At 65.8% G+C, this 16,224-nt stretch carries 17 protein-coding genes; 12 read left to right on the top strand and 5 right to left on the bottom strand.

Annotated elements, in window-relative coordinates; translation table 11 throughout:
- Positions 1–19 precede the first annotated feature (19 nt).
- Together QX121_RS19770 and QX121_RS19765 are read left to right on the top strand one after the other, a co-directional pair.
- Positions 20–1,663 (top strand): acyl-CoA dehydrogenase family protein, encoded by a 1,644-nt coding sequence (locus QX121_RS19770; protein ID WP_315812818.1) that lies wholly within the window; start codon positions 20–22, stop codon positions 1,661–1,663.
- Positions 1,660–2,466 (top strand): CPBP family intramembrane glutamic endopeptidase, encoded by an 807-nt coding sequence (locus QX121_RS19765; RefSeq protein WP_315784495.1) that lies wholly within the window; start codon positions 1,660–1,662, stop codon positions 2,464–2,466. Before QX121_RS19770 ends, QX121_RS19765 begins: the two co-directional genes overlap by 4 nt.
- Positions 2,467–2,475: 9 nt before the next feature.
- Here the strand turns inward: QX121_RS19765 and QX121_RS19760 are convergent, their stop codons facing one another.
- The 3 genes from QX121_RS19760 to QX121_RS19750 form a co-directional block, all read right to left on the bottom strand.
- Positions 2,476–3,399, bottom strand: a complete 924-nt coding sequence (locus tag QX121_RS19760) for an AEC family transporter (protein ID WP_315812817.1) — start codon at positions 3,397–3,399, stop codon at positions 2,476–2,478.
- Between the two features lie 4 nt (positions 3,400–3,403).
- A complete protein-coding gene (ruvX, locus tag QX121_RS19755) occupies positions 3,404–3,889 on the bottom strand; it encodes a Holliday junction resolvase RuvX (RefSeq protein ID WP_315812816.1) in 486 nt (161 codons plus the stop codon).
- A 147-nt stretch (positions 3,890–4,036) separates the two neighbouring features.
- Entirely contained in the window at positions 4,037–4,879 is an 843-nt protein-coding gene (locus QX121_RS19750) for an oxidoreductase (protein ID WP_315812815.1), read from the bottom strand.
- Between the two features lie 49 nt (positions 4,880–4,928).
- On the opposite strand from QX121_RS19750, the gene QX121_RS19745 reads away from it, so the two are divergent.
- Entirely contained in the window at positions 4,929–5,528 is a 600-nt protein-coding gene (locus tag QX121_RS19745; RefSeq protein ID WP_315812814.1) for a TetR/AcrR family transcriptional regulator, read from the top strand.
- A 173-nt stretch (positions 5,529–5,701) separates the two neighbouring features.
- Here QX121_RS19745 and QX121_RS19740 read toward each other — a convergent pair whose 3' ends face one another.
- Both QX121_RS19740 and QX121_RS19735 read right to left on the bottom strand, forming a co-directional pair.
- Positions 5,702–6,649, bottom strand: coding sequence for a cyclase family protein (locus tag QX121_RS19740; protein WP_315740280.1), 948 nt, complete (start codon positions 6,647–6,649; stop codon positions 5,702–5,704).
- A gap of 228 nt (positions 6,650–6,877) precedes the next feature.
- A complete protein-coding gene (locus tag QX121_RS19735) occupies positions 6,878–7,768 on the bottom strand; it encodes a LysR family transcriptional regulator (protein ID WP_315740279.1) in 891 nt (296 codons plus the stop codon).
- A 104-nt stretch (positions 7,769–7,872) separates the two neighbouring features.
- Between QX121_RS19735 and QX121_RS19730 the strand changes: the two genes are divergently transcribed.
- From QX121_RS19730 to QX121_RS19690, 9 genes are all read left to right on the top strand, one after another.
- Positions 7,873–8,859, top strand: coding sequence for a nitronate monooxygenase (locus tag QX121_RS19730; RefSeq protein ID WP_315740278.1), 987 nt, complete (start codon positions 7,873–7,875; stop codon positions 8,857–8,859).
- Between the two features lie 9 nt (positions 8,860–8,868).
- A complete protein-coding gene (locus QX121_RS19725; protein ID WP_315812813.1) occupies positions 8,869–9,945 on the top strand; it encodes a nitronate monooxygenase family protein in 1,077 nt (358 codons plus the stop codon).
- Positions 9,946–10,053: 108 nt separating this feature from the next.
- On the top strand, positions 10,054–10,341 hold the full coding sequence (gatC, locus tag QX121_RS19720) for an Asp-tRNA(Asn)/Glu-tRNA(Gln) amidotransferase subunit GatC (protein ID WP_315773127.1): 288 nt from the start codon (positions 10,054–10,056) through the stop codon (positions 10,339–10,341).
- Between the two features lie 70 nt (positions 10,342–10,411).
- Positions 10,412–10,648: a hypothetical protein gene (locus QX121_RS19715; protein ID WP_315812812.1), complete on the top strand. Its 237-nt coding sequence runs from the start codon at positions 10,412–10,414 to the stop codon at positions 10,646–10,648.
- Positions 10,645–12,120 (top strand): Asp-tRNA(Asn)/Glu-tRNA(Gln) amidotransferase subunit GatA, encoded by a 1,476-nt coding sequence (gatA, locus tag QX121_RS19710; protein WP_315773130.1) that lies wholly within the window; start codon positions 10,645–10,647, stop codon positions 12,118–12,120. The genes QX121_RS19715 and gatA overlap by 4 nt, the downstream gene beginning before the upstream one ends.
- Positions 12,111–12,407 carry a hypothetical protein gene (locus tag QX121_RS19705; RefSeq protein ID WP_315740273.1) on the top strand — a complete coding sequence of 99 codons (297 nt, stop codon included), beginning with the start codon at positions 12,111–12,113 and terminating at the stop codon, positions 12,405–12,407. The genes gatA and QX121_RS19705 overlap by 10 nt, the downstream gene beginning before the upstream one ends.
- Positions 12,408–12,412: 5 nt before the next feature.
- A complete protein-coding gene (gatB, locus tag QX121_RS19700; RefSeq protein ID WP_315812811.1) occupies positions 12,413–13,891 on the top strand; it encodes an Asp-tRNA(Asn)/Glu-tRNA(Gln) amidotransferase subunit GatB in 1,479 nt (492 codons plus the stop codon).
- 1,392 nt (positions 13,892–15,283) lie between these two features.
- Positions 15,284–15,550, top strand: coding sequence for a hypothetical protein (locus QX121_RS19695; protein ID WP_315740271.1), 267 nt, complete (start codon positions 15,284–15,286; stop codon positions 15,548–15,550).
- 195 nt (positions 15,551–15,745) lie between these two features.
- Complete coding sequence (locus tag QX121_RS19690) at positions 15,746–16,099, top strand: hypothetical protein (RefSeq protein ID WP_315740270.1); 354 nt, start codon at positions 15,746–15,748, stop codon at positions 16,097–16,099.
- Positions 16,100–16,224: the final 125 nt, after the last annotated feature.

Here is a 16,224-nt window from a genome sequence, read left to right as displayed (position 1 = left end):
TCTGTAGCAGGGCACGGCCATGACGCAGTCTTCCTTCGCGACCCATGAGGTCTTCAACCAGTCGCCGCCATTCGAGGACGTCAACCTGTTCACGGCAGACCAGCCGCTGGTCGACGCGGTGAAGACCAATGGCGGTGCTGGCGCCGAGCAGGAGCTGTCTGCGTTCGGTGCGCTGTGGGGCTCGGCCGAGATGGCCGAGCAGGGCCGGCTCGCCAATGAGAACACGCCGAAGCTGCGCAGCTTCGACGCCAAGGGCTTTCGGCGAGACGTCGTCGAATTTCATCCGGCCTACCATGCGATGATGTCGCGCTCGGCCGCGGCCGGCCTGCACAATTCGACATGGACGGCAGAAGGCCAGCCCGTCGGCGGCTGCTCGGAGGTGGTGCGCGCCGCGAAGTTCTACATCGCCTCGCAGGTCGAGAGCGGCCATTTGTGTCCGATCACGATGACGCGGGCCTCGGTGGCGGCGCTGGCCGCCCAGCCGGATCTGCTGGCAAGAGCGATGCCGGTCATCGCGACTGATGACTACGATCCGGCGTTTGCGCCGTGGTGGCAGAAGCGCGGCATGACGCTCGGCATGGGCATGACCGAGAAGCAGGGCGGGACCGACGTGCGCGCCAACATGACGCGCGCTGAGCGCACGACCGATGGCTATCGCATCACGGGGCACAAATGGTTCATGTCGGCGCCGATGTGCGACGCCTTCCTGGTGCTGGCGCAGGCCGAAGGTGGCCTGACCTGTTTCTTCATGCCGCGCTTCAAGCCGGATGGCTCGGTGAACGCGATCCAGTTTCAACGCTTGAAGGACAAGCTCGGCAACCGCTCCAATGCCTCGTCGGAGGTGGAGTTCGCGGGCAGCTATGCCGAGCGGGTCGGCGACGAGGGCAGGGGCATCAGCACCATCATCCAGATGGTGCAATTGACGCGGCAGGATTGCGCGATCTCGTCGGCCGGCCTGATGCGCTCGGGGCTCGCGCACGCGCTGCATCACGCGCGCCACCGCAGCGTGTTCCAGAAGCATCTCGCCGACCAGCCGCTGATGCAGGCGGTGCTCGCCGACATGGCTCTCCATGTCGAGGCGACGGTGGCGCTGGTGATGCGGCTGTGTCAGGCGTTCGATCGTGCGCCTCTGTCGCCGCGGGAGGCGAACTACGTGCGGCTGCTGACACCGGCGATCAAATACTGGGTGTGCAAGAGCGCGTCGCCGTTCCTGTATGAGGCGATGGAATGCCTGGGCGGCAACGGCTATGTCGAGGACGGCATTCTCGCGCGCCATTTCCGGGAGTCGCCGGTCAATGCGATCTGGGAGGGCTCGGGCAACGTGATGTGCCTCGACGTGCTGCGGGCGCTGACGCGCGAGGCGGAGGCGGCCGCGCACGTGCTGATGCAACTGAAGGCAGAGACCAGCGGGCTTCCCGGCGCGGCGGAGGCGCTCGCTTTCATCGAGACCAGCTTCCGCCGGCCGGATTCCGAGCGCGTTGCCCGGCTTGCGGTCGAGAAGCTGGCGCTGCTGGCAGCCGCGGCCGCACTCAATTCTGTCACGCCCGCTCACGCCGAACTGTTCGCCGCCACGCGGCTCGCCGCCGTGCATCCGAGCATGTATGGCGCGGTCGATCTCGATCCCGCCGATATCCGTGCCTTGCTGGAGCGCGCCCTGCCTTGACCGATTCTCCTGAAGCCGCCGTCGCGGACTCGCTCGATCCGGCCAATCCACCGCAACAGGTTGCGCCTGCGAAACACCAGCCGCGCACGCTCGGCTTCTGGTGGACCGCGCTGTGGGGCTTCGTGATCTTCATCGCGCTGTTCGCCGGCCAGGCTGCGGTGGTCGGCTATTTTCTGCTGATGCGGGACGGGCCGACCGACGCCGCTGCGCTGGTTCACATCGCCAGCCGCGGGCTGACCTTGTCGCTGTCGGTGATCATGGGCCTGCCGGCCGTGCTGCTGGCGGTCTATTTCGCCGTCCGTCATACCCGCACGCCCTTCGCCGAATATCTCGGCCTGCGCTGGACGTCGTGGAAGTATGTCGGCATCGGCATCGTGGGCATGGTGGTGATCGTCGTCGCCTGGGACCTGATGTCACGAGCGACGGGGCGCGAGGTCTCGCCGGGCTTCATGTTGGACGTCCTGAAGACGGCCAAGGGCGACGGCACGGTCTGGCTGATGGTGCTCGCCTTCTGCGTCGCGGCGCCGCTGTCCGAGGAATTGTTCGCGCGCGGCTTCCTCTATCGCGGCTGGTCGGATTCGTTTCTGCGGGTGCCGGGCGCGATCGTCCTGTCGTCGCTGGTCTGGACCGCGATGCATCTGCAGTATGACTGGTACTTCTTCCTCGAGGTGCTCGCGCTCGGCCTGTGGTTCGGCTATCTGCGCTCGGTCAGCCATTCGACCTGGCTGACCGTCGTGCTGCATGGCCTCAACAACCTCGCCGCCACCGTGCAGACCATGTGGCTCGCCAGCGGCCACTCCTGAGCGCGGTGTTCAGCTCGCCCAGGCGATCGCGAGCGGCATGGTCAGCGCCGCCAGCACGGTCTGCAGTGAGATGATCTGCGCCAGCAGCGGCGCATCGCCGCCCATCTGCTTGGCCAGCACATAGGCGCTCGGCGAGGTCGGCACCGCCGCGCAGATCGCGACCACCACGAGGCTCGGGCCGGTGACGCCGAACCATCCGGCGAGCCCGATCGCGAGGAGGGGCATCAAGACCAGCTTGAGCACGACGCCGAGCGCGGCGGCCGGGCCGGCGCGGCGCAAACCTTCGAAGTGCAGGCCGGCGCCGGTCACCAGGAGGCCGATCGGCAGCGACGCCTGGCCGAGCGCGTCGGCGGCATCATGCCAGAGTTTAGGCAGTGGCACCCGCGCGACGTTGAGCGCGAGGCCGAGGACGCAGGCCCAGATCAGCGGATTGCGCACGATGGTGGCGAGGATCTCGCGGAACGAGCGGCGGTTCGGCGAGGCATAATGGGCGAGCACCGCGACGCTGAACACGTTGACCATCGGGATGATCGCGATCATCGCGACCGACGCCACCGCAAGGCCGGTGGGGCCGAACAGGCTGGCCGATACGCTAAGCGCGACGTAGGTCTGCCAGCGCGTCGCGCCCTGGAAGATCGAGGTGAAGGCCGGTCCGTCGACGCCGGCGCGCGCGAGCAGCGGCCGCAGGGCGAGGCAGAGCGCGGACATCGCCAGCATCGCCAGGAACAGCGCACCGCCGATGCCGGCCACCGGCACCTTGCTGAGATCCGCCTTGACGAGGCTCTGCAGCAGCAGGGCGGGGAACAGCACGTAGTAGGTCAACCGCTCCAGCCCGTGCCACTGGGTATCGAGCCGCATCAGGCTGCGCCGCAGGCCAAAGCCGACCACGATCAGCAGGAACACCGGCGCCAGCGCCGCGATGACGGGGCCCATGCGACTACTGACCCGAGCGGCGCAGCGTCGTCAGCCGGTCGAGCGCACCCTGCAGGATGAAGATCGCCGCATGCGTATCGATCACCTCGGCGCGTTTGGCGCGGCTGACATCCATGCCGATCAACTCGCGCTCGACCGCCGCCGTCGACAGCCGCTCGTCCCACAGGCCGATCGGCAAGTCGGTAAGGCCGGCGAGATTGCGCGCGAACGCCCGGGTCGATTGCGCCCGCGGCCCCTCGCTGCCATCCATGTTGATGGGAAGGCCGAGCACGAAGCCGACCACCTTGCGCTCGGCGCAAATGGCAAGCAGCCTGATGGCATCGGCCTTGAAGGCCTTGCGCTGGATCGTCTCGACGCCAGTGGCGAGCCGGCGATCGGGATCGGACACGGCGACGCCGATGGTCTTGGTGCCGAGATCGAGGCCGACGAGCGCGCCGCGCTCGGGCCAGCGGCCGGCGGCTTCGACAAGGGGGAGAGTGGGGGCGGGCATGGCAATGCGCTTAACACGCAGGCGCGTGGCGAGCCAGCAGGTGAGGGCGTGCATCGCTTCGCCGCCCCGATGAAGCTCGCGCACGCGAGTCGACCGGCCCAGATGTCGAGCGTTGCAGTCTTTCCCGGATGCGCCGGCTTCGGATCATCAAGCGAAGCTGGTGGAGCGCGAGAGCTTGTTCCAGGCACTCACTTCGGCTTTCATGCCCTCGATCTTCTGCTCGACCAGGGCCAGCGCGTCCTCACCGAGGAACAGCCGTACAGGCGGTTTTTCGGCTTCCACGAGGGCAAGCAATGCCTGTGCGGCCTTCGCGGGATCGCCGGGTTGGTTTCCGCTCTTGGCCAATCGGGCGGCACGAATCGGATCCATGACGGCGTCGTAGTCGGAAATGCTGCGCGGCGTGCGATCCATGGACCGTCCCGCCCAATCGGTCCGAAACTGACCGGGCGCAAGCGCAATGACGCGGATGCCGAAGGCGGCCACTTCCTTGCCGAGCGACTCCGAGATGCCCTCCAGCGCGAACTTGCTGCCGCAATAGAAGCTGATCCCGGGCATGGTGATGAAGCCGCCCATGGAGGTCACATTGACGATATGGCCGCGCCGCCTCGCGCGCATCCCCGGCAACACGGCCTTCATCATCGCGACAGGGCCGAACACGTTGGCGGCGAACTGCCGCTGCAGATCGTCGAGCGAGGACTCCTCCAGCGTGCCCTCGTGACCATAGCCGGCATTGTTCACCAGTACGTCGATCGCGCCAATCTGCTTCTCGGCCTCTGCCACCGCAGCCGGGATTGCATCGAAATCGGTAACATCGATCACGAGAGGATGAGCCTTGCCCGCTGCAAGCGCGGCAAAAGCCTCGGCATCGCCGATCCTTCGCACGGTCCCGATCACCCGATGGCCGGCGGCCAGCGCGCCCTTTGCGAACGCTCGGCCCAAGCCCGAGCTGACGCCAGTGATGAGGAAGATCTTCGAATCGGCAGCCGCCATCGTACAACTCCGCATGACAAGGTTATCTATATCATGATATAGATACTGCATGGCACGTGGCAAGACCGAACATTCATCCAGTGGCATGAGAGGCGAGCCGCTTCGTCGGCACGTCCTCGATGCCGCAGAGCGGCTTCTTCGTCAGGGCAGGGCCGATTTCTCGATGCGGGACCTTGCCGCTGAGGCGGGGGTCAGCTTCGCGACGCCGTTCAATCAGTTCGGCAACAAGGCCGCGATCATGCAGGCTCTCTCCATACGTCGGATCGACACCATGGAGGTGCGGTACGCCGCCGCGCCACCATCGAGAGATGCAAATGCCCGCGTGCTATTGGCTATTGATACGGCGGTGGCAGTGATGTTGGAGAATCCAGACGTGAACCGGACCGTGATGGGATGGCTGGGTGCCGCCCAGGCTTCGCCCGGTCAGACGCTGTCCCGATCCACTGCCTTCTGGGCACTGGCCTTGGGGAAGGGAGAGGGACTGAGGGCCGGCCGGCGAGAACAAGCCCTGCGCTGCCTTCCAGAGCAACTCGCCTTCAGTTTCCGCGGCGTGTTGTCCTTCTGGACTGCGGGCGAATTGTCGGATGCGGCGCTCGCCCCGCGTGCGCGAGACATGGCGAGCGCCTTGTTGCTCGGCTACCTCCATTAACGACCGATAGGGGCGGCTTGATCGACTGCCCCCCCGACCCTGGTCTCTGTCGGCCAGCTTCAGGCGCGCCTGTGGCGGGCTCCTTGTCCAAGGCTTGCTTTCGCAGGACGATTCCCGACTCCTCGTGAGGGCGCGGCGCTCCCGGCACGCCCTCACGAGGAGATCGGCGGAGCTTAACGGATCGCGATCGGGTTGATCATGCCCTGGACGCCGCCGCGCCAGCGTGGCTGGCCGAGCACGAACAGGAACTCGTAGCCCTTGTCCTTGGCCAGTTCCGCCGTGTCCATGTTCTCCAGGATGTAGGTCCCGTTCATGGCGAGCAGGATCTGGTGCACCTCGAACAGGTTCGACGACTCGAACGGGATCGCCTCCACCGCCCAGTTGTCGGCGCCGACTGCGACCACACCCTTCGAGGTCAGGTATTTGGCGCCTTCGACGCCGAGACCGGGTTCGCCGGCGCCGTAACGCTTGTCGTCCTTGCCGATCAAACCAAGCCAGCCGGTGTGGAAGATCACGATATCGCCCTGGCGGATTTCGACGCCCTGCTTCTTGGCAGCTTCCTCGATCTCCTTGACGTTGAACGCCGTGCCTTCCTTGACCACGTCGGTGTTGTAATAGGCGGCCATGTCGAGCAGCACGCCGCGCGCCACCAATGGCGGTACCTTCTCGATGCCGAGCTTCTTCAGGCCGGTCGGATCGGCGAAGTCGAGCAGCTTGTTGCCGTTGTAATAGACGTGCTCGATGCCGAGATGGCCGAGCCCGTCGATCTGGCTGCCGACGCCAACCCAGCCTTCGACGATGTCGTCATTGTAGGTCGCCTTGTTCGGGCCGAGGCCGGGAATTCCGGCCTGGCCCGGCTGCACCACGGTGATCTTGAACGAACGCGGCGGATAGGCCGGCGTCTTGGAATCGACGATCATGCCGAGCGGGTAGGTCTTGCCGGTCTTCACCAGCGAGGCGGCTTTGACCACGAGCTCCGGCGTGATGTAGTTGGCCGCGCCGATCTCGTCCTGTGGGCCCCATTTCGATTTCGTCCAATCCGGGGTCTTGTCCTGGGCATTGGCCGTCCCGATCGCACCCATCATGGCAATCGAGCAGCACAACACGAACGCGTTGCGCATCGCATTTCCTCCGACATGTTGACGTTTGTTGTGTTTCGCGCTGGCCAGCGCCACATCCTAACGTAGTAGAGGATGGCGCGACAAAATTATTTTCGCGCGCGTGCGCTGCACAGCGCCCGAAAGTCGCATCGGTCGAAATGGCCGCGTTTCATGGTCGAGAACGTCATTTCGCGCAATGGAATGTGACGCTCGCCGGCAACGTTCAGTACAATCTCCGGGTGAATCCGCTCAAGCCGCGATGTCGTGATCCCGGCCGGCGAGGCCGGCCATGAAGGCCGAGAGCGCGCTGCTGCGATGCGCCGCGCGGCGATGGATGAACAGTGTTTCGACCTTTGCATGAACTGCATCGAGCGTGTGCAGGCTGACGCTGCCGATCATCTCGTTGCGCGTCAATACGGCGCGTGGCAACAGCGCGACGCCCATGCCGGCGGTGACGCAGCCGATCATGCCGTCGAGCGTGCCGAGCTCGATGCGCGCTGCCGCGGGCCAGCCGAAATCGTTGAAGACCTGCTCCAGCCGCTGCCGGTAGGTGCAGCCGGCCCTGAACACCAGCGCCGTCGGACCGGACGCCGTTGTCGCCGCACGCAGAGCCGGCAGGCTTTCGAAGCGCCGGGCCGTCACCAGCACCAGCTCTTCCTCGAAGGCGATGATGCCCGAGAGATCGGGATGGTCGATCGGGCCGGCCACGAAGGCACCCTCGAGCGTCCCGTCGAGCACTGCGGCCACCAGCTCGGCAGTTGGCGCCGTGCGCAGGCCGAGGGCGACCGCCGGGAAGCGTCGATGAAAATCCGCGAGCAGCGTCGGCAGCCGCACGGCGGCGGTCGTTTCCATCGAGCCGATCATCAGCGGTCCCTTGGGATCGCCGTCGTCGCGCGCCGCGAGCAGCGCTTCGCGCGACAGCGCCGCGATCCGGTCGGCATAAGGCAGCAGGCGCAGTCCGGCATTGGTCAGGGTCATGCCGCGGCTGTGCCGCTCGAACAATGCGGTGCCGACCTCGGCCTCCAGCGCCTTGATCCGCTGGGTCACGTTGGACTGCACCGTGTTGAGGGCTTCCGCCGCGCGCGTGATACCGCCGGTGCGCGCAACAGCCGCGAAAGTCTGGAGGTCGCTCAGCTCCACGGCCAATCTCCGTTTTGAATCTGCGATGGCAGAGTTCTCAAGTATTCATTTTGAGAGAATGTTAGCCGCGCCTAAACTCGCCGTCCAGAGATGAGGAGACTGTGATGCCGCTACGGACGGCGCTGACAGAAGGGCTCGGCATCAGCCATCCGATCCTGCTGGCGCCGATGGATGGGATTGCCGATGCGCGGCTGGTGCGCTCGGTCAGCGGCGCCGGCGGCTTTGGCATTCTGGGCGGCGGCTACGGCAATCGGACGTGGCTCGCGCATGAAATTGCGGAGCTCGAAGGCCTGCGCGCGCCGTTCGGCATCGGCTTCATCACCTGGTCGCTGGCCAAGCAGCCCGATCTGCTCGACATCGCGCTCGCCGCGCGGCCTGCGGCGATCATGCTGTCGTTCGGCGATCCCGCGCGCTTTGCGCCTGATATCAAGTGTGCCGGTGCGCTGCTGATCTGCCAGGTGCAGAGTGAGGTGATGGCGGAGCAGGCGATTGCGGCCGGGGCTGACATCCTGATCGCGCAAGGAACCGAGGCGGGTGGTCATGGCGCGTCGCGGACCACGCTCGATCTCGTGCCGGCGATCGTCGACCTCGCGGCCGGCCGCTTGCCTGTGGTGGCTGCGGGCGGTCTCGCCGATGGCCGCGGCCTTGCGGCGATGCTGATGCTGGGGGCGGAGGGCGTGCTGCTCGGCACGCGCTTTTATGCCAGCCGGGAGGCTGCCGGCGCCGACGAGGCCAAGCGGCGGATCTGCGCGGCAAAATCCGGCGAGACCGTGCGCGGCATCATCTTTGATCTGTCGCGCAACAATGTCTGGCCAGCGCCGTTCACCGGCCGCTGCCTGGTCAACGATCATGCGCGCCGCTGGATGGGACGCGAGGTCGATCTGCTGCAGCAGGTCGAGACCGTCTCGGCCGACTATATGAAGGCACGCGCCAACGGCAATTTCGACATTGCAGCGGTCATCGCCGGCGAGGCGGTCGGTCTGATCCATGATATCCCACCGGCCGGCGAGATCGTCGCGCGCATCGTCAGCGAGGCCGAGCACATTCTTCAGGGACGGCGCAATTCATCCGCCGTCTCAGCCGAGCAATAGGAGCAGACCATGTGGCCCGATCGCCGTTTCGCTGATCTCGTCAAGACCGACCATCCGATCGTGCTCGCCCCGATGGCGGGCGTGGCCGACGCCGAGCTTGCGATCGCTGTGGCCGAAGGCGGCGGGTTGGGGTCGCTGGCGTGTGCGATGATCTCTGCCGACAAGATGCGCGAGCAGGTCAACATCTTCCGCCAGCGCATTGCCGCGCCGATCAATGTGAATTTCTTCTGCCACACCGCGGTCGAGGCCGATGCGATCAGCGAGGCCGGCTGGAGGCGGCGGCTGGCCTCCTACTACCGCGAGTACGGCATCGATCCCGATGCGGAGGTCCAGGCGGCCAATCGCGCGCCGTTCGATGAAGCGATGTGCCTTGCCGTCGAGGAGCTGAAGCCGGAGATCGTTAGCTTCCATTTCGGCCTGCCTGAGCCCGGGCTGCTCGCGCGCGTGAAGGCGACCGGCGCGGTCGTGCTGGCGTCGGCGACCGTCGTGCGCGAGGCGGTCTGGCTGGAGCGGAACGGCGCCGACATCATCATTGCGCAAGGTGCCGAGGCGGGCGGCCATCGCGGCATGTTCTTGACAGACAAGCTCGCCGAGCAGGTCGGCACGTTTGCTCTCGTGCCGCAGATCGTGGACGCCGTGAAGTTGCCGGTGATCGCGGCCGGCGGCATCGCCGATGCGCGCGGCATTGCCGCTGCGTTCGCACTCGGCGCCTCCGGCGTGCAGATCGGCAGCGCTTTTCTGCGCAGTCCCGAATCCAAGGTCAGCGTGGCGGCGCGCGCGGTGCTGGCCGCCGCCAGCGACGAATCGACCGTCATCACCAACGTGATGACCGGTCGGCTCGCCCGCGGCGTCGCCAACCGGGTGATGCGCGAGGTCGGGCCGATCTCGCCGGATGCACCGGCCTTTCCGCATGCGGCGACGGCGCTCGGACCGCTGAAAGCCGCAGCCGAGAAGCAGGGCCGGGTCGATTTCACCAATCTCTGGGCCGGGCAGGCGCTGCCGCTTGGGCGCGAGATGCCGGCGGCCGAACTGACGCGGATGCTGGCCGCACAGGCTCTGGCACGGCTGCGAAGCTTGGCGGGCTGAGGCGTCGGGCAGGGCGCTGCCCCAGGAAAGCCCCGCGGCTGCCGGTTGCGGCGCGAAAGCGGGCTCTGCTATAGGGCGGGTTCACCTTGTCCCGTGAGGCCCTATATAATGTCGGTCGATGCCGCCACCGTCCGCCGGATCGCGCAATTGGCGCGGATCGCTGTCACTGACGCCGAGGTCCCGCATCTGCAGGGCGAACTCAATGCGATGCTGGATTTCGTCGAGCAGCTGTCGGAGGTCAATGTCGAGGGCGTCGAGCCGATGACCTCGGTGACGCCGATGGCGATGAAGAAGCGTCAGGACGTCGTCAATGACGGCGAGATCGCCGACGACATCGTCAAGAACGCGCCGGCGACCGAGAACCACTTCTTCCTCGTGCCGAAGGTCGTGGAATAGCCAAGGGGTTGGATTGGTCGCTGCTCCGGCGCGATCGACCCGAGCCGTAACCGACAAGCGAGCCAACGCCATGTGCCTGCTCTGCGACGATGAAGCGGCCTACAAGGCCTATATGGACTATCTCGACGCGATGGAGCGGCAGGGCAAGGCCGCTGATCCGGACAAGGCCGTGAACGAGATTCTCGACCAGCTCGAAGCGGCCGCCAATACCAAGAAAGCCGAGCCCAAGAAGCACAAGTTCTTCGCGGACGACCCGGCCGACGACAAGACGCTTTCTCCGTTCTTCTGCAGCCCGATCAACAAATGACCGATTTGACTTCGCTGACGCTCGCCGAGGCCCGCAAGGGCCTCGCGAGCAAGACCTTCACGTCGCTCGAGCTGACCGACGCTCATCTCAAGGCCATCGAGGACGCGCGCGCCCTCAACGCCTTCGTGATGGAGACGCCGGATCAGGCGCGCGCCATGGCGCGCGACGCCGACGCCAGGATCAATAAGGGCGAAGGCGGGCCGCTGGCCGGCATTCCGCTGGGGATCAAGGATCTGTTCGCCACCAAGGACGTCCGCACCACGGCGTGCTCGAAGATCCTCGGCAATTTCGTGCCGCCTTACGAGTCGACCGTGACCTCGCAGCTCTGGCGCGACGGCGCGGTCATGCTCGGCAAGCTCAACAATGACGAGTTCGCCATGGGCTCGTCGAACGAGACCTCGTGCTTCGGCCCGGTCGGCAACCCGTGGCGCCGCGAGGGCTCCAACACCACCTTGGTGCCGGGCGGCTCGTCCGGCGGCTCGGCTTCGGCGGTGGCCGCGCTGCTCTGCATGGGCGCGACCGCAACCGACACCGGCGGCTCGATCCGCCAGCCGGCGGCGTTCACCGCCACTGTCGGCATCAAGCCGACCTATGGCCGCTGCTCGCGCTGGGGCATCGTCGCCTTTGCCTCGTCGCTCGACCAGGCCGGGCCGATCGCGCGCACGACCCGGGATGCGGCGATCCTGCTGCGCTCGATGGCCGGCCACGATCCGAAGGATACGACCTCGGTCGACATCCCCGTGCCGGACTACGAGGCGGCGATCGGCAGGTCGGTGAAGGGCATGAAGATCGGCATTCCCAAGGAGTACCGGCTGGACGGCATGCCGGCCGAGATCGAGAAGCTCTGGAGCGAGGGCGCGGCGTGGCTGAAGGCGGCCGGTGCCGAGCTGGTCGAGGTGTCGCTGCCGCACACCAAATACGCGCTGCCGGCCTATTACATCGTGGCGCCGGCGGAAGCGTCCTCTAACCTCGCGCGCTACGACGGCGTCCGCTATGGCCTGCGCGTGCCGGGGAAGTCCATCGGCGAGATGTACGAGAACACCAGGGCCGAAGGGTTTGGCGCCGAGGTCCGCCGCCGCGTCATGATCGGAACCTATGTGCTGTCGGCCGGCTATTACGACGCCTATTATCTGCGCGCGCAGAAGGTCCGCACCCTCATCAAGAAGGATTTCGAGGACTGCTTCGCCAAGGGCGTCAACGCCATCCTGACCCCGGCGACACCGTCGGCCGCCTTCGGCATCGGCGAGAAGGGCGGCGCCGACCCGATCGAGATGTATCTCAACGACATCTTCACGGTGACCGTGAACATGGCGGGACTGCCAGGCATCGCCGTGCCCGCCGGCAAGGACAGTCAGGGGCTGCCGCTCGGGCTGCAACTGATCGGCCGTCCGTTCGACGAGGAGACGCTGTTCTCGCTCGGCGAGGTCATCGAGCAGGCGGCGGGACGCTTCACGCCGGTCCGGTGGTGGTAAGCGTCGCCGATTTCAAGACGAGCCTCGCGGGCGACGCGCCCGCGGCCGGACTGTCGCCCGTGCTGACCGGCCTGTGGTGGCTGGCGAAGGGCGACTGGGACCGCTCGCACAAGATCATTCAGGACGAGACCGGCCGCGACGCGGCCTGGGTGCACGCGCATCTGCATCGCGTCGAAGGCGATCTCGGCAATGCCGCCTACTGGTATCGGCAGGCCGGGCAGCCCGTCGCCAAGGATGCATTGGATATCGAATTTGAGCGGATCGTCTCCGCGCTGATGGGGAGTTGAGGGCCATGACGGCAACCAGCGGCAAGCTGATGAAGGGCGCCACCGGCGACTGGGAGGTCGTGATCGGCATGGAGATCCATGCCCAGGTCACCTCGAAGTCGAAGCTGTTCTCGGGCGCCTCGACCGCGTTCGGCGGCGATCCCAACAGCCACGTCTCGCTGGTCGACGTGGCGATGCCGGGCATGCTGCCGGTCATCAACGAGGAGTGCGTCCGCCAGGCGGTGCGCACCGGGCTCGGGCTGAACGCCAAGATCAACCTGCGCTCGGTGTTCGACCGCAAGAACTATTTCTACCCCGACCTGCCGCAGGGCTATCAGATCAGCCAGTACAAGGATCCGATCGTGGGCGAGGGCGAGGTCGCGGTCGAGCTCGACGGCGGCAAGACCGCCACGATCGGCATCGAGCGCCTGCACCTCGAGCAGGATCCCGGGAAGATGCTGCACGACCAGTCGCCGTCGCTGTCCTATATCGACTTCAACCGCTGTGGCGTGGCGCTGATGGAGATCGTCTCCAAGCCGGACATCCGCGATGCCGAGCAGGCCAAGGCCTATGTGAGCAAGCTGCGCTCGATCCTGCGCTATCTCGGCACCTGCGACGGCGACATGGAGAAGGGAAGCCTGCGCGCCGACGTCAACGTCTCCGTGCGCAAGCCGGGCGGCCCGCTCGGCACCCGCTGCGAGATCAAGAACATCAACTCGATCAATTTCATCGGCCAGGCGGTCGAGGCCGAGGCGCGGCGCCAGATCGAGATCATCGAGGACGGCGGCGTGATCGAGCAGGAAACCCGGAGGTTCGATCCCGACAAGGGCGAGACGCGCTCGATGCGGTCCAAGGAGGAGGCGCACGACTACCGTTACTTCCCGGATCCGGACCTGTTGCCGCTCGAGTTCAGCCAGGCCTTCGTCGACGAGCTGAAGGCGGCACTGCCGGAGCTGCCGGATCAGAAGAAGGCGCGCTTCATCGCCGATGTCGGCCTCTCGCCCTATGACGCCTCGGTGCTGGTGGCCGAGCGCGAGAGCGCGGCGTTCTATGAGAGCGTGCTGGAGGCGCTGTCCGACCGGGCGCGCGACGGCAAGCTCGCCGCCAACTGGGTCATCAACGAGCTGTTCGGCCGGCTCAACAAGGAAGGCCGCGACATCGCGTCCTCGCCGGTGTCGGCAAGCCAGCTCGCCGCGATCGTCGCGCTGATCGGCGAGGGCACCATCTCAGGCAAGATCGCCAAGGACCTGTTCGAGATCGTCTGGAGCGAGGGCGGCGATCCGCGCGAGCTGGTCGAGAGCCGCGGCATGAAGCAGGTGACCGACCTCGGCGCGATCGAGAAGGTTGTCGACGAGATCATCGCCGCCAATCCGGACAAGGTGGCGCAGGCGAAAGCGAAGCCGCAGCTGGCCGGCTGGTTCGTCGGTCAGGTGATGAAGTCGTCGGGCGGCAAGGCCAATCCGCAGGCGGTCAACGACATCCTGAAGAGCAAGCTCGGCATCTGAAACGGCGATCGCTCGTCTTCGTTCCAGCGGCGCGCACACGGTGCGCGCCGTTTTGTTTGACCCGACGACTTCGCGAATCGCTGCGCGCGATTCGCAAAAAAGCCACCATTGCCGAGCGTTCGAACGCACACGAGGGCGTGTGCAATGAAAATTTTTTCGTTGCCAAAATTTACGACTCAGAGTCCGCGCGCCGCCTTCATCGTGCGAGTCCGCGCCTTGCGATGTGCACGCCGCCGCTTTCGCGCTGTCATGTAGCAGTTCAGAAAATGCTTGCAGCGTAGGCTTTTTCTGCAATGTCTATCAGTAGCGCGCTTGGCGTCGCGCGCAGCCGTGTGCGCGTTTGCGATGTCGAACCTCGCACTGCTTCGCGCGTTGCGTCAGCCGCGTGCGCGCGCGCCTGTCAACACTTCCTTAAGCCGGAAGCTGTTTTTTTTCACTCGTTGGTGTATCGATGAGGAGTGCAGCTCGATTCCCGAGTGCACGCATCGACTAAGCCATCTCACATCGGAGGGCAACATGGCCAAGAAAGCGAAGAAGGCGAAGAAGGCAGTGAAGAAGGTCGCGAAGACCGCGGCGAAGAAGACTGCCAAGAAGACCAAGAAGGTCGCCAAGAAGAAGTAACTCTCGCAGTCCTTGCGAGATGAGTCCGGCAGCTGATGCCGGCACGTCGTTGGAACGCAGGTCGGCATAGCTCCTCGCGAGCCGGGCAGATCTCCTGAAGCTCCAACAGACGATAGAGGGTGTCGGCGAGACATCAGGTCAACGGTCGGATCGAACTCGAGAGCGGCTTCGCTCGCGGTGCGGTCCGGCAGAAGAAACAGGATTTCTTCGTTCGGTGCAGATCGCGTTTCCGGTCTGCAATCTCACGAGCGGCTATCAGCCAGAGTGGGATCTGATCCTGACGTGTTCGCCGACGCCCTCGATCCCTGAGCACCGCGCCTCCGGCGACTGCGTGCCTCCCAGTCTCCCATAGACGAACGACCTTACTAGCAGCTCGGCGTACTCGTGCCGCAGTGCGCTACGCAATCTCTCGCACCCTGTGTCAAGACGTGTCCGGTCCCAGTGCGGCTGTTGACCGCCTGCGTGGTGCGCTCCGCCCCGGAGCGGTGAAGCGCTTTCGCGGATGGTTAGGGGTTTGCCAAACAGAACGGTAAACCGCTCTTTGCCGAGTTGAAGAATCCATTTCGAATCAATGCATTGAAGCCGTCCCGGGAAAATGCGGGGTTCCGCGTTCAGGGCTCGTTCAGCACGATGTTTAAACTGCCTTTCAAACTTGATCGGTCATCCTTCGCGCATAAGCCGCGAGACGGCATGGGGATAACCAGGCGTTGAACAGTTGGACGGGGGCGTGCTCGGGTGACCGGCCGCCTCCTCGGGCGAAGGAGAGCGACGATGTTTCAGGGACAACTCAATTTTGATGATGTGACCACCGCGGAGCAGGGCGCCAGCGGCGATGTCCTGTTCGAGCTCGGCATGCTCTATGCGAGTGGTCGCGACGGTGCGGTCGATCTGATCGCCGCGCACAAATGGTTCAATCTCGCCGCCCTCAGGGGGCGCGTCGACGCCGTGGCAATGCGCCGCGAGGTCGCCGAGCAGATGTCGGATGCCGAGATCGCGACCGCGCAGCGCGAGGCGCGCGCCTGGATGACCGCGCACTGAGCGAACTCGGCCGCGACTTGGCGGATCTCGCTTTCGGTGCGAGCCATGCCGCACGAGCCAGTTCGCCGGCCGCGAACCGGGACGCTGGGGTGACCCGCGCCCGATCGTTCATTCTCGTCGGAAGCGGGCCTCGTCGCGCGCCTATGAATCTCCTATCTGTCGTCCGATGTGACGCAGGCAGGCGGGATTGACGGCATGGGCCAGGCACGGCGACAGGCGCGGCGGCAAGAGCTGATCGACTGCCATGACTGCGGCAGCGGCGTCTCCTTCAGCGCAGTGGCGTGCCCGCATTGCGGATCGACCGAGCCGGCCGGGCCCGCGGTGCAGAGCCGGCGGGAGTTGAAGCGTCTGCGGGTCGAGGCCCACAATGACCGCTGCCTCGTCGTGGTGACCGTGCTCTGTGCGGGCCTCGGCGCCATCTACGGTGCCGTGATGGGAGCAGGAGGCGCGGCGTCATGGTGGGCTGCGCTGGGCTATGGCTTCGTCGGCACCGTCATCGGCGTGCCCGCCGCCTTCGTGATCAATATCAGCCGTGGCCTGTTCGATTGAGCCCGCGCGTGATCGCGCGGCAACCGTGATCACGGCGGCCACGGTCCGTTACGATCCGGCAGGTGCGTGAACGGCTCGGCTTTGATGCGGATGATCAGGGGTAGGGGGCTGCTGGCCGCGCCGAC

Source organism: Bradyrhizobium sp. SZCCHNR2028 (genome assembly GCF_032380995.1).
Lineage (GTDB): Bacteria > Pseudomonadota > Alphaproteobacteria > Rhizobiales > Xanthobacteraceae > Bradyrhizobium.
The sequence above is the reverse complement of the archived record's forward strand: the minus strand, read 5'-3'. Positions and strand labels throughout refer to the sequence as shown.